This window comes from Halalkalibacter akibai JCM 9157, from assembly GCF_000513135.1.
In the GTDB taxonomy this organism is placed as follows: Bacteria; Bacillota; Bacilli; order Bacillales; family Bacillaceae_D; genus Halalkalibacter; species Halalkalibacter akibai.
On sequence record NZ_BAUV01000044.1, the window covers coordinates 22,122 to 33,580 of the forward strand.

At 34.3% G+C, this 11,459-nt stretch carries 13 protein-coding genes and 3 pseudogenes; 13 read left to right on the forward strand and 3 right to left on the reverse strand.

What is annotated here, in order from left to right; genetic code table 11:
• Nucleotides 1–203 precede the first annotated feature (203 nt).
• The 6 genes and pseudogenes from JCM9157_RS18350 (at nucleotide 204) to JCM9157_RS18365 (ending at nucleotide 3,653) form a co-directional block, all read left to right on the forward strand.
• Complete coding sequence (locus tag JCM9157_RS18350; RefSeq protein ID WP_052013252.1) at nucleotides 204–1,316, forward strand: SAVED domain-containing protein; 1,113 nt, start codon at nucleotides 204–206, stop codon at nucleotides 1,314–1,316.
• Between the two features lie 593 nt (nucleotides 1,317–1,909).
• A pseudogene (locus tag JCM9157_RS25505) lies at nucleotides 1,910–2,197 on the forward strand (CPCC family cysteine-rich protein); the annotation flags it as partial.
• Between the two features lie 210 nt (nucleotides 2,198–2,407).
• A pseudogene (locus JCM9157_RS26265) lies at nucleotides 2,408–2,629 on the forward strand (hypothetical protein); the annotation flags it as partial.
• 25 nt (nucleotides 2,630–2,654) lie between these two features.
• Nucleotides 2,655–3,089 (forward strand): helix-turn-helix domain-containing protein, encoded by a 435-nt coding sequence (locus tag JCM9157_RS18360; RefSeq protein WP_052013253.1) that lies wholly within the window; start codon nucleotides 2,655–2,657, stop codon nucleotides 3,087–3,089.
• 13 nt (nucleotides 3,090–3,102) lie between these two features.
• The gene (locus JCM9157_RS24730) at nucleotides 3,103–3,261 is read left to right on the forward strand and encodes a PIN domain-containing protein (RefSeq protein ID WP_156321507.1); all 159 of its coding nucleotides are present in this window, start codon (nucleotides 3,103–3,105) and stop codon (nucleotides 3,259–3,261) included.
• Nucleotides 3,262–3,347: 86 nt separating this feature from the next.
• Nucleotides 3,348–3,653, forward strand: a complete 306-nt coding sequence (locus tag JCM9157_RS18365) for a PIN domain-containing protein (RefSeq protein ID WP_035667035.1) — start codon at nucleotides 3,348–3,350, stop codon at nucleotides 3,651–3,653.
• Between the two features lie 269 nt (nucleotides 3,654–3,922).
• Here the strand turns inward: JCM9157_RS18365 and JCM9157_RS18370 are convergent, their stop codons facing one another.
• Nucleotides 3,923–4,249: a sigma-70 family RNA polymerase sigma factor gene (locus JCM9157_RS18370; protein WP_035667036.1), complete on the reverse strand. Its 327-nt coding sequence runs from the start codon at nucleotides 4,247–4,249 to the stop codon at nucleotides 3,923–3,925.
• Nucleotides 4,250–4,360: 111 nt separating this feature from the next.
• On the opposite strand from JCM9157_RS18370, the gene JCM9157_RS18375 reads away from it, so the two are divergent.
• The 4 genes from JCM9157_RS18375 (at nucleotide 4,361) to JCM9157_RS18390 (ending at nucleotide 8,037) form a co-directional block, all read left to right on the forward strand.
• On the forward strand, nucleotides 4,361–5,092 hold the full coding sequence (locus JCM9157_RS18375; RefSeq protein ID WP_035667037.1) for an Ntn hydrolase family protein: 732 nt from the start codon (nucleotides 4,361–4,363) through the stop codon (nucleotides 5,090–5,092).
• 436 nt (nucleotides 5,093–5,528) lie between these two features.
• Entirely contained in the window at nucleotides 5,529–6,548 is a 1,020-nt protein-coding gene (gene spoIID, locus JCM9157_RS18380; protein WP_148296914.1) for a stage II sporulation protein D, read from the forward strand.
• A 347-nt stretch (nucleotides 6,549–6,895) separates the two neighbouring features.
• Nucleotides 6,896–7,414 (forward strand): NUDIX hydrolase, encoded by a 519-nt coding sequence (locus JCM9157_RS18385; RefSeq protein WP_035667039.1) that lies wholly within the window; start codon nucleotides 6,896–6,898, stop codon nucleotides 7,412–7,414.
• A 176-nt stretch (nucleotides 7,415–7,590) separates the two neighbouring features.
• Nucleotides 7,591–8,037 (forward strand): NUDIX hydrolase, encoded by a 447-nt coding sequence (locus JCM9157_RS18390; protein WP_035667040.1) that lies wholly within the window; start codon nucleotides 7,591–7,593, stop codon nucleotides 8,035–8,037.
• A 97-nt stretch (nucleotides 8,038–8,134) separates the two neighbouring features.
• On the opposite strand, the gene JCM9157_RS18395 is transcribed toward JCM9157_RS18390, so the two are convergent.
• Both JCM9157_RS18395 and spoIIP read right to left on the reverse strand, forming a co-directional pair.
• Complete coding sequence (locus JCM9157_RS18395) at nucleotides 8,135–8,317, reverse strand: hypothetical protein (RefSeq protein WP_035667041.1); 183 nt, start codon at nucleotides 8,315–8,317, stop codon at nucleotides 8,135–8,137.
• Nucleotides 8,310–9,475, reverse strand: a pseudogene (gene spoIIP, locus JCM9157_RS18400) (stage II sporulation protein P). The gene JCM9157_RS18395 and the pseudogene spoIIP overlap by 8 nt, the downstream one beginning before the upstream one ends.
• A 283-nt stretch (nucleotides 9,476–9,758) precedes the next feature.
• Between spoIIP and JCM9157_RS18405 the strand changes: the two are divergent.
• From JCM9157_RS18405 to JCM9157_RS18415, 3 genes are all read left to right on the forward strand, one after another.
• Nucleotides 9,759–9,938: a hypothetical protein gene (locus JCM9157_RS18405; RefSeq protein WP_035667043.1), complete on the forward strand. Its 180-nt coding sequence runs from the start codon at nucleotides 9,759–9,761 to the stop codon at nucleotides 9,936–9,938.
• Between the two features lie 143 nt (nucleotides 9,939–10,081).
• Complete coding sequence (locus JCM9157_RS18410; protein WP_052013254.1) at nucleotides 10,082–10,390, forward strand: nucleotidyltransferase domain-containing protein; 309 nt, start codon at nucleotides 10,082–10,084, stop codon at nucleotides 10,388–10,390.
• Between the two features lie 172 nt (nucleotides 10,391–10,562).
• Nucleotides 10,563–11,381, forward strand: a complete 819-nt coding sequence (locus tag JCM9157_RS18415; RefSeq protein WP_035667045.1) for a helix-turn-helix domain-containing protein — start codon at nucleotides 10,563–10,565, stop codon at nucleotides 11,379–11,381.
• Nucleotides 11,382–11,459: the final 78 nt, after the last annotated feature.

Sequence of the window (11,459 nt, forward strand, 5' to 3'; positions counted from 1 at the left end):
CAATATATGGATTTATTTTTGATGGTAGTATACTATATATAGTGTTCTAATCTGCGAATCCTTTCCAGTTAATTCCTTTTCAGTTTAACTTTCCAGAAGAACTGCTCTATTAATTAGTGAAATTTTAAAAGGGTTGCTAAAATTTAAAATAGTGATTATTCTGGTTCGGAAATAATACGAATCGTGGAGAGAGGATGAAGTCAATGTTGTATATTATTCTAGTTATATTAGTTATTGGAGCCATTATCTTCTTTAGGAATATGGTTATCCAGAAAAAAGAGCAAGGTTATGCCGCTGTATTATTCACTACTGGTATTGTATTAATCACTAATGCCTTTGGAACTTTTTTTGATAATGTAATGCAGATTCTAACTATGTTGCAGAGCAATTCAGTTGAGGATTCCTTGCGAATACAAGAGTCATTTTCCGATGTGAATTACACTTCGCTTTTTATTGGGGTGGTGCTATTACTAACAGGGTGGTTGTTTAGTCGCTATATCCAAAACAAAATGTTTATTTTAAACATCAATGGATATTATGACCGTCGTATCGAAGGTCACCATAATGAACTGAGTCTAAGCACGTTTGAATTTAAAGAGAGAGAAGTAGATTTTGTACGCTTATTCAAAATTAATAAGATGACTCCAACATTAGCTGCTACAATTGGGGGGCTTATTGAGGAAAAAGTAAAATCCTACAAAGAGGAGAGCAGACATTTTCAAAGGGGATACACAGGAATTGCTCCCATTCCATTTATAGCCTTAGCGGGAACTCAGTTGAAAAGGGAGAAATTTGATAAATATTATGAATTTGACAAAATAGAATCTCAATCCTACTATTCTTTAAAAACTGATAAGGTGAACCGAATTCTTGGTAAACCTGCCGATTTTCCTGAATTAACACTTAAAACAGATATTAGCAAACTTGATATCAAAAAGAAGGAAGCTGTTATTGCTATTTCGGTAACACAGAATATATTGGATGCTGATTTAAAGCAATTTGCTCAGGCGGAAATCGTAAACCTTTCGTTAGATGGTCCCTGCGATAATGCTATCCGATTTGAACGACAATTGATAAGCTACAGAAACCAAATTGTTGACACGATTTATGCTATAAAAGAACAAATGCAAGGACTAGAATTAATCCATATTGTTTATTCTGGACAAAGCTGTTTGGCTTTAGAAATTGGAAAGAGTATGGAGGATTATCGAATGCCAGCTGTGGTGATGTACCAGTATAGCTCTCAGGATGTGAAAAAGTATCCTTGGGGAATAAAAATCAATGGTCAGAATACAGGTTCCTTTATTCAAGGCTAGAAAGGGGGGCTGTTCATGCATGATGTAAGTAATAAATTCAACATCTTATGTCATTTCGTTAGTTTTCTGATTGAATACAGCTTCAAAAGTTCTTTATATGTTTTAATCAAGCAGTGCTAAGAAAGGTTTTATGACGAGGATGAAATTTGTTATGTATTTTTGTACTAAGGTTTTATTTTATTTTTTTTGTTAAATATGATGAAGAATTTGGTTTTTCAGCTCGTTGAAACACTTAGATGAAAATGAAAATTTAATGTCGACTTTTCTCATACGGACCTAGAAGAATGCTATGGATTAACAAAAATTTCGGAAGCTGCATATAAATTGAGATTACAACAAGAAACAGGAACCATTCCAAGAGGTTTCCTGTTTTTCTTTAATTAGTCTCGTTGCCATATAATAAAATACGCTTAAATCCATTCAATGGAGGTTTTAGTATGAAGAAAGATATTGATTACTACATGTCGCTTGATTATTCACTTGTTGTTAGTAATAAAAAAGATGGTTATGTTTTGGGTGAAGTTTTGGAACTACCTGGATGTCATACAACAGCAGATACTGAAGAAAAAGTATTAGAAGAACTGAAACAAGTGATGAGAGATTACATCGAAACTAAATTAGAACTTGGGGAAGAGATACCGGAACCAAAGAAGTATTTGTGTCGTTGCTGCAACTACATGTCCTTAACTAGTGAAATACATGATATCTGTCCCATTTGCTACTGGCAAGACGACCCAGCATGCTGGGATGACCCAGACTTCACCGGAGGCGCCAACGGCGATGTTTCACTAAGAATCGCACAGAAGAATTACGAGGAATTCGGAGCTTGTGAAGAATCTATGCTTGATGTAGTCCGCGCTCCAACCGAAAAAGATATTAAAGTTGATGTTTTGAAAAAAGTTTTTATCGTTATCAGAGTAAACAAAAACAACAACGACAAAGTCATTTGGAAAGTTTACAAAGCAGAAGTAGATGCGAAACAGTTCTGTGAAGAAATGTCTAATGATGAGTTCAAATTCAGGTATGAAGATTGGATAGTTAAATAATTTTCTTTATTCGCGGGGGGAAATGATGAAAAACGATATAGAACATGTGATGAATCTAAAGCTGCTGAATTAGGAATATCACTCAACGACTTTATTTCTGTTAGTTTTTTTTGTTCTATTTCCCAGAGCAACTCTTATAAAAAAAGCTATATCAAAATTACAAGTATTTTAAAGGTTTTTGGAATGATTCAAGCAATTTTTGTATATACTGTAAAAAAGGTTTCGTTTGTTTCCTTTTGTTCTTTTGTTTCTACCATATTATGTTAAAATAGAGGTGGAAGAGGTGGAAAAAATGACTGATATTCTTGATAGAGTCCAACTTTCTCCTGACCTAGAGAATCTTAATCCGCAATTAAGAGACATCATTGTTATTTCTCGTTCAATCGAAGAACTAGAAAAAATGAAAACAAATATGCTTGAACAGATGAGTGATGAACAAAAAAGAGAGCTTTTCAATGTGATACAAAAAGAATACAACATCCCAGACTATATTTCAGTCCGAGAGGCTTCAGAGATACTTGAAGTATCACCACAAATGGTGCGTAGGTACTGCGCAAACGGCAAAATTGAAGGAAAACAACGTTTTGAGAACAGCGGAAAATGGCTAATTGAAACTGTTCAATTTGTTGGAAATAAGAACTGGGAGAAATATATTCAAAAACGTGCACGTATTAAAGAAAATTCACTAAATCTTGCTAAAAAAGTTCACGCTGATTTGGATGTTTAATTGTTGAGGAGACATGGGGAAACCGGTTAAACAGTATATGGTAGATACGAATGCAATTAGACATCGAGCTAACAAAGATAAGACGTACAAAATACCTTCTAAGGCAGCTTGGAGAAATATCATTTCTGAAGTTGGAAATGGAGAAGCTGTTGTATTTGTTCCAGCGAATTAAACAACATTGATACACTGTTACAGTATTGTGAAGAAGTAAATTATGATGATGTCATAACAGTCGATGTTGAACATCAGATTAGAAAAATGGCTATCTATGTCCGTGGTAAATACTATAACGATATCAATTCTATCTACGGGATGCATTATCCAAGCGTAAGCGATGCGCGAATACTTTTTAGTGCTTGGCAAGAAGACTGTATTCTGGTAACAAATAATATTAAAGATTTTATGTTGTTACCGATTTTAAATTACTCTCCGGAAGTTGAGTCTTTGTATGACCCTATTAACAATTGGTATGTAAATGTCGGTGAACTCGCACTAAGGAAAATAATGTCTGACAGCGAATTCGAAGCGATGTTTAGTGAGTTAAATGAAATGATAGAATCATAACCTAATCTGGATTAGAGATTAGGTTATTTTTTATCATTCTATATTTCTAAAAAAAACTAACTGCTTGTTATTTTCTAGTAAATTGTATTCTTCGGAACCTACCGATGCACCATTGACTCTCAATCTAATGTTGTGATTTACTTGTCTGTTTCCACTTATAGACTCATCACGTGGGACCCGGTAAAACTGTATTTGGTCAAGTTCTATCGTCATAATTATTATTTACGTAGTTATAAATGAATCGTTTGGAAGTTCGTGAACGGAACAATTCATTGTGATAATGATTTCTTAATTGATGAGGTAATATAAGGTGTAAGGAACGCATTAAGAGATGTTCCTTCAGATAGTGTCTTTATATCTTCTAAACCTTTGTTTAATCCAACATTACCTTCTCTAATAAGGTCTAAAAACGGCAATCCTTCAGCTAGGAAACCTAAAGCTATGCTAACTACTAATAGTTCTTGCTTAGATTGCCCTAACTTTGTTTTTGCTTCATAATGACCTCTTTTTGCTAAAATAAGTAATAAATCTTCATGCGTAGAATATTTTTTATATTTCTCGATTTCATCTAAGTAATGTTCTTCTGAGTCAAACATTTTTTCACCCCTTTATTATTTATTAGCCATTACCAAAGGTTATCTTTTAATTATGATTGTGTATTGGATTATAATCTTGTATGCTCTAGAAAAAGACGCGGAGGGTATATAGTGACTGCTTTGATTGGATATTGTTTTGAAGACGGTGCTTTTTTAGCAGCTGATACTCAAAGAATTTTAAACAAGCCAGGCTCAAGTAATTATTGGGCGCATTTTGAGGTGTCGAAGATTAGTAAGTTGTACGAAAACATCGGTTTTGCTACTTGTGGCGTACCTGTTGATGAAGCAAAACTTTCGCTACAAATGAAAATTAAACCTGAATCAACCAAAAATGAGGTTACTACATTAGCTTGTAAAATCTATGGTGATTTGCTGAAACCCGTTAGTGATATTGAGACTAATTTAGTTATTTTTGGTACCGATAATGAGAATGGCTGTGGGTTTATTCGCCGTTTAGAGTGGGATTCTGCAAAGAAAGAGTTTGAAATAGAAGACTATAAAATGGGTAGTTTTTTTGCAGATGGATTCATACCGCTAAATTATGAGATGTATGCAGAATCCAATCTGAAAAAAGCTTTTGCCCCTAGAATAAATGGACTCCAATTAGATTATTGGGCAGAACTAATGTTGGCTGATATAGTGAATTGGGCAAGTTCTAATGATATTGTTGAAGAATATGGTGTTAATCCAGTCGATTTTCCAATTGATTGTTTGGTTTTCCGGAAACATAAAACCCCATTCTACAAAAGAGTATTGAAACCAAGCCCAATGTTAAGTGAATATATTCAATCGAAATTCATCGAAGATAACTTTACACTGAAGAAAAAACCATCTAGCCAATAGAACTTTTGTAAACTGGTAATCGGGTGCTGATGAATTTCATCTGTCCGCGGACAGAGTTTGTTTTTGGGTTCCAAGTCGTAACCTATCCAGGTAGAAAAGCCACTTCTCTTTAGGAGAGTGGCTTTTTTGGGGAAACTATGCTTTGTATCTTGGCATTAGTATCTATATAATGCTACTACCAAGATACACATTTGGGACTTTCATTATCTTTACTTACGTTGAATTCGGTGGAAAATCTTACTACATATAAGGGTGATTCAGTTGAAAAAACAATGTAAAAATTGGGACTTCCTAATTGGTGGAAGTCCCCTTCTAGTACCTATCAACAATACTAACCTTTAAAGGGATAACAAAAGGTAAATAGTAGAGTTCTGCTATGGGTCAAGCTGTCATATACTAAAATATGTAAAATAAAATTAGGATGGAATTTTTTGTAATGAGACGTCTATTTGCAGCAGGATTTATTCTTTGTACCGTTATTTTAGTAATACCAACTATGCTTGTTCTATTCTCAACTTTCGAGCAAGAGGTCTCTATTTCTCAAAACCAAAGTGAAATTACTGTACCAAGTATAGACTATGACCCGAGCGAGGACATTGCCGTTGCAGTTTTTAGAACCTCTTTAGATTCCGTAGAGACAGTTCCATTGGAGGAGTATGTGATGGGGGTAGTTAGTTCTGAGATGCCAGTCGCATTTGAACTTGAGGCTTTAAAAGCACAGGCAGTCGCAGCGCGAACTTTTATTTTAAAGCTAATGTTGAGCCCAAATACCACTAAGGTACCTCAAGGAGCAATTGCGACGGATACTGTAACGCATCAAGTCTACCGTAATATGCCTGAACTTAGAGAACTTTGGGGAAATGATTATGAAGGGAGAATTTCAAAAGTCATGGAAGCTGTTTTATCAACAAAAGGAGAAATCCTCACGTATGATGGAGAGCCAATTACGGCTTCTTTCTTCTCTACAAGCAATGGTTATACGGAAAACTCTGAAGATTATTGGAAAGAAGAGATTTCATATTTGCGTAGTGTAGAAAGTCCTTGGGACGGAGTTTCTCCTCGTTTTAATGGAAAAAAGGAAGTTAGTATTGAGGAATTTGAAAAAAAGCTGAGTGTTTCTTTGCCGAGTGATGGTACAGTTGGAACCATAGTAGAACGAACAAAGGGTGGGCGTGTGGCGAAAGTAAACATAAATGGAGTTGAACTTAGTGGGAGAGACATCAGAGAATTATTAGACCTTGATTCTTCTGATTTTTCATGGCAACGTATAGGTGGAACTGTTGTTTTTGAAACTCGTGGCTTGGGTCATGGTATCGGTATGAGTCAATATGGTGCAGAAGGTATGGCTAAAGAGGGTAGTACATATGAAGACATCTTGAACCATTATTATCACGGTACCACTATTGATACATTTGATAAATTCGAAGGACGAGTAACTGCGCTTTTAACTAACTAGACCGCAAAATTGTTATAATGAGTTTGGGGTCTAGTTATGGGACAAGGCAAGATTATATTTCAATAGTTGAATGCTAATCTTTTTGTTGAAGATTATTTCTTATTTTCTTTAAGAATAACTTTCACTTAATGCTGTTACAAAAGGAGAAACTAGCCTTGTTCTTCATAATGTTGGGACAATATCTTAAAATTAATTATCAGGCGTGCTTGTGAGGTTTTATACTCAAAGTAAAGGATGTATTCGCAAAATAAGGTATATCTCGTCCTTCTGAAGTAAAAGGAGCACTTCAGTTTAACAAGGAGTACCGTCGGTTTTATCTTGTTACAAAATTACATAAGGAGTTCGCAATGGAAAAGTGGGATTTATACGATAAGCATCGTAATAAAATAGAGAAACAAATAACTCGTGGAGATGAAATGACATCAGACGAGTTTCATTTAGTAGTACACATATGTTTATTTAATTCAAAAGGAGAGATGCTCATTCAGCAGCGTCAGTCCTTTAAGCAAGGGTGGTCAAACCTTTGGGATATCACTTGTGGTGGTAGTGCGGTTGCAGGCGATACAAGTCAGCAGGCTGCTTCGAGAGAGTTATTCGAGGAGTTGGGGATTCATTATAACTTTGAAAAAATACGTCCACAATTTACTATTAACTTTGAACGTGGCTTTGATGATTTTTATTTAATTGAATATGATTTTGATTTGAATGAATTGAAGTTACAGACTGAAGAGGTACAAGCAGCCAAATGGGCTTCTAAAAAGGAAATCTTAAAGCTAATCGAACAAAAAAATTTTATACCTTATTATGAGAGTATCATTACGTTTCTTTTTGAGGGGCGACATCACTATGGCTCTATTCGTCTTTAAGATGTGTTATTTTGCAATGATAACGCATTTAAAGAGTTAAGTTTATAAAGGCGTAAAAAAGATTGTGAAGCATTGTACTTAAAGTAACGGATGCGATAGTGTAAAAAGCTATCGCTGCTCTTATTCCAGTAAGAGAAGTACACTTCAAGAAGATATTATATTAAGTGGGTGAAAATATGGCTGAATATACAAGAGAAATTAGAGAGCTTATTGGCAATAGACCGTTTATTTTAGTTGGCTCTACTATTGTAGTTATTAACGATAAAAAAGAGATATTATTCCAACATCGTTCTGATACAGAAGAATGGGGATTACCAGGTGGAGCAATGGAGATTGGTGAAACTTTAGAGCAAACAGCTGAACGTGAATTGTATGAAGAAACAGGCTTAAAGGCAAAAACATTAAAGTTTGTAGATGTTATGTCGGGTAAAGAACTTTATTTTAAATATCCTAATGGGGATGAGGTTTACAATGTGATTAGCATTTATCTAGCCGAAGGAATTAATGGGAAATTAGCTATGAATGATGGTGAAAGTTTGGCGCTGAAATATTTTTCATTAAATAACCTCCCATCACAAATGGATGAAAGAGCAAAGTTAATTATTGAAAAATATTTTTTATAGAAGATAGACTATTGCACTAACGGATGCATCGTATCTTGTTGCGCTTGAGAAACAGGTTAAATACAAAAGGAAAAACAAGAAGACCGATACTAATAATTCAGTAACGGTCTTCTTGTTTTTCTTTTTCGTCCTGGTTTTCATTCCAGTGCTGGAATAATTCTAATGAAACCGTAAGTAAACCTGTAATAGAAACAGATAATGTTATACGCCAGTTTAGATAGAAATAAGCATAAGTAGTAGATATAATAAACCAAATCAACCAAATCAAAATACTATTCATTGACTTTCTCCGCTTCCAAGTAAAACTTACTAAATACATCTGCGATTGCTTCAGCAGTTAGTTCAGCTTCTGCTAGGGAGTTATGAACACCACCCATTTCAATCAAAATTGAATTAGGCGACAAGTCTTGGTTGTAAATGCCATTATTACCTGGGGCTTTTTGTAGGATGACACCTCGACTCAAGCCAGGATAATCTTTTTCGAGTAAACCATGAAGTTGTTCAGCTAACTCCAGATTTTTTTTATAATTTTCATGTTTGCCTCCAACCACAAATATTGTTCGGGCGTAAACATCTCCATTAATAGTTACAGTCGTATTTTCTCTTGGGAGTACGTCTCTGTGTAAATCGAAAAAGAATTCTAAATCGTCATTATTCGCAATTGCTTCTTTAACAAACTCACGAGAGGCATCGTAAGATTTGGCATAGACCCATCCTCTAGTAAGCAAGTTTTCTTGAATGTTTCTTTCCTCGACTTTAGCACCAATTCCACGCTTCTCTAATTCTTTGGCTAGCTTATCACCAACTAGGGTAACATTAATCTGATTATGAAATGCTTCATCTATTACATTAGTTTTTAATTCAGGTAAGTAAGATTCATAATTATGAGAATGAATGATATGAACTATTTTTCGACCATTTGTCGTGTCATTAGATTGAGTAGCTTCCTTTTCCTTTTCTAATTTTTCTAACTTAGCTAAACTTTCTTGTGTTGCTTCTCGCTCAGCCATTATTACATCCATAGGTGGAGCTGATTCCATGGGAAGAGTTGTATAATCCATATTTTCTCCAGCAACAATAATTTGTCCATCATACAATGCAAAACCAGGCAATTCTCTTCCGAGTAAGCTTGTAGGGTCTTCAAATTAATACTTGTTGCTACTTGAAGAACTAATTTTGATATGTTGGGAGGTTCACTATCTTCAGGAAGTGCTTGGGTAAAATATTTGTTTTCCCTTCCGAGTAAATAGATAAAATCATCTACAGTTATACTGTCAGACCACTCTTGTACTTGATTAGAAGCTAGTCCATAACCAGGTAATGAAGTAAGCATGCCTGTTATAATAAAAATTGATACCATGCCAAGAATCGTCAAAACGATAAGGCGCTTTAGGCTCGTACGATTTATTTTATAACTACGAAATTGATTTGATTTCATATTTTATACACTCCTGGTTTTATTATTGGTACAATAGAACGACAAGTACCAATTGGAAAAATTTAGATATATAATGAGTATGTAATTATGTAGAATTTTATGACTTTGAGTCTGAGGATATCCATATTTTTCGTGTTTTATATGCTAGTAAAGTTATAGGTAGCGATGTGATGCAATAGAAGGTGATAATTCAAAAAGATGAAGTATAATTGTAATTTTTTTATTTAACTACGGAGCAGGATTGCGTAAGAAGTAATGGATTCTTTAATTAGGAGGTGCGGTTATGAGTGATACAACTTTTTGGATTACTACAATAGGTGGTTTAGCGAGTTTTGGAGCAGTTATTTGGTTATATGCAGCATTAGGTAAAAGAGTTTCTAAAGAGGAAAAAGAAGCTGGTAGAGATTTAACTCACGAAACAAATGCGTTTACAGGTTCTGCAAAACCAAGCCATAAAAAGTGATGTTATGATTAAATGACTTTTCCTTTAGAAGAAGTTTTGATAGGGCATATGCTTACAGGTGCGTTGATGATTTAACAATGTCAGCGCACTTCTTATTGTGCCAACGGGATAGTGAAATAGAGTTAATTTGAAGGGCGGAAAGAATGAGAGTAGATTTCGATAATTGGATGCCGATTGCGGTTACCGAGATAGACGAGGTTTTCACTCCAATACCCATTATCTGGTTTATTGCTGGAGGCTGGGCATTGGATTTACATGTTGGACAAGAAACTAGGAAACATAATGATATAGATGTAGTTATTTTTAGGAACCAACAACAAGTTTTATATGAATTTCTAAAACAAGACTGGATGTTATACCAAGCACAAAATGGAACGCTTCAACCTTGGAAAAACGGAGAGTCTTTAAATAAACAATTTCCTGAAGGACATGGTTGGTTAGAATACCTTTAATTTTTTTCACTAAAGGAAGCGATTGTTCAATAGGGACAGTCGCTTTTTTCCTATTGAAGAGTCTATAATTTTTCAACTACTAGTTGCAAAAACTAAAAAATCAATTTATAAGTTATTGTTTACTCTTTATATAAAATATTAGAATTGCTTTATAGAGGAGTGTGAGTAATATTTGAAAGATAAATTCGCAAAAAATATTAACCGTTATCGAAAAGAGAAAGGACTAACTCAAGAAGCGCTTGCACGGCAGTTAGGAGTTACTTATCAAGCAGTTTCTAAGTGGGAAAATGAACAAGCAATGCCTGATATTTCTCTTTTACCAGAAATCTCCAAGATATTAAAAGTGAGCGTTGATAAGTTACTAGGATATATATCTTATGATAAACAAGTCACTATTTATGAAAAAGAATATGAGACCTCTCAATATTATGGGGGAGTAAATCCTAATCCAGACTGCTACAAGGTTCTTGAACTTATGCCACCTACAAAGCACTTGAAATTATTAGATATTGGTTGTGGAGAAGGAAAAAATTCTGTATTTTTTGCAAGAAATGGTTATGATGTTACTGCCTTTGATATAGCCGACGCAGGTATAGAAAAAACGAAGAAACTTGCTGATATAGTAGGGGTTAATGTAAAAGTTTTCAAGGCTGATATTTTGGATTTTAGGTTAAGCACACATTTTGACATACTTTTTTCAAGTGGTGTTTTGCATTACGTTAAACCAGATTACCGTCAAGAAATATTTCATAATTATAAGAGCTTTACAAACAACGATGGAATGCATTTCTTGAATGTGTATGTTCAAAAGCCATTTATTGCTCCTCCACCTGAAAAAGAACCGTATTCTTATTTGTGGAAATCAGGTGAATTATTATCTTATTACCATGATTGGTTAATAGAAAGTTGCCCAGAAATAATCATTGATTGCAATTCATCAGGAATTCCCCATCAACATGCAATTAATAAGATAATTTCGAAAAAGTATTAACATTGAATTTCTTGCTAAATTAGCAATTTCAGTTTAACACTTGTATTAATATAAATTTAACTTACCTAATTGGAGGAG

What these genes read in the sequence shown, in the direction of transcription:
- spoIID (WP_148296914.1), top strand. Translation starts at nt 5,529, where the DNA reads ATGAGACGTCTATTTGCAGCAGGATTTATTCTTTGTACCGTTATTTTA.
- JCM9157_RS18410 (WP_052013254.1), top strand. Translation starts at nt 10,082, where the DNA reads ATGAGAGTAGATTTCGATAATTGGATGCCGATTGCGGTTACCGAGATA.
- JCM9157_RS24730 (WP_156321507.1), top strand. Translation starts at nt 3,103, where the DNA reads ATGGGGAAACCGGTTAAACAGTATATGGTAGATACGAATGCAATTAGA.
- JCM9157_RS18385 (WP_035667039.1), top strand. Translation starts at nt 6,896, where the DNA reads ATGGAAAAGTGGGATTTATACGATAAGCATCGTAATAAAATAGAGAAA.
- JCM9157_RS18405 (WP_035667043.1), top strand. Translation starts at nt 9,759, where the DNA reads ATGAGTGATACAACTTTTTGGATTACTACAATAGGTGGTTTAGCGAGT.
- JCM9157_RS18390 (WP_035667040.1), top strand. Translation starts at nt 7,591, where the DNA reads ATGGCTGAATATACAAGAGAAATTAGAGAGCTTATTGGCAATAGACCG.
- JCM9157_RS18370 (WP_035667036.1), bottom strand. Translation starts at nt 4,249, where the DNA reads ATGTTTGACTCAGAAGAACATTACTTAGATGAAATCGAGAAATATAAA.
- JCM9157_RS18350 (WP_052013252.1), top strand. Translation starts at nt 204, where the DNA reads ATGTTGTATATTATTCTAGTTATATTAGTTATTGGAGCCATTATCTTC.
- JCM9157_RS18365 (WP_035667035.1), top strand. Translation starts at nt 3,348, where the DNA reads ATGGCTATCTATGTCCGTGGTAAATACTATAACGATATCAATTCTATC.
- JCM9157_RS18360 (WP_052013253.1), top strand. Translation starts at nt 2,655, where the DNA reads ATGACTGATATTCTTGATAGAGTCCAACTTTCTCCTGACCTAGAGAAT.
- JCM9157_RS18395 (WP_035667041.1), bottom strand. Translation starts at nt 8,317, where the DNA reads ATGAATAGTATTTTGATTTGGTTGATTTGGTTTATTATATCTACTACT.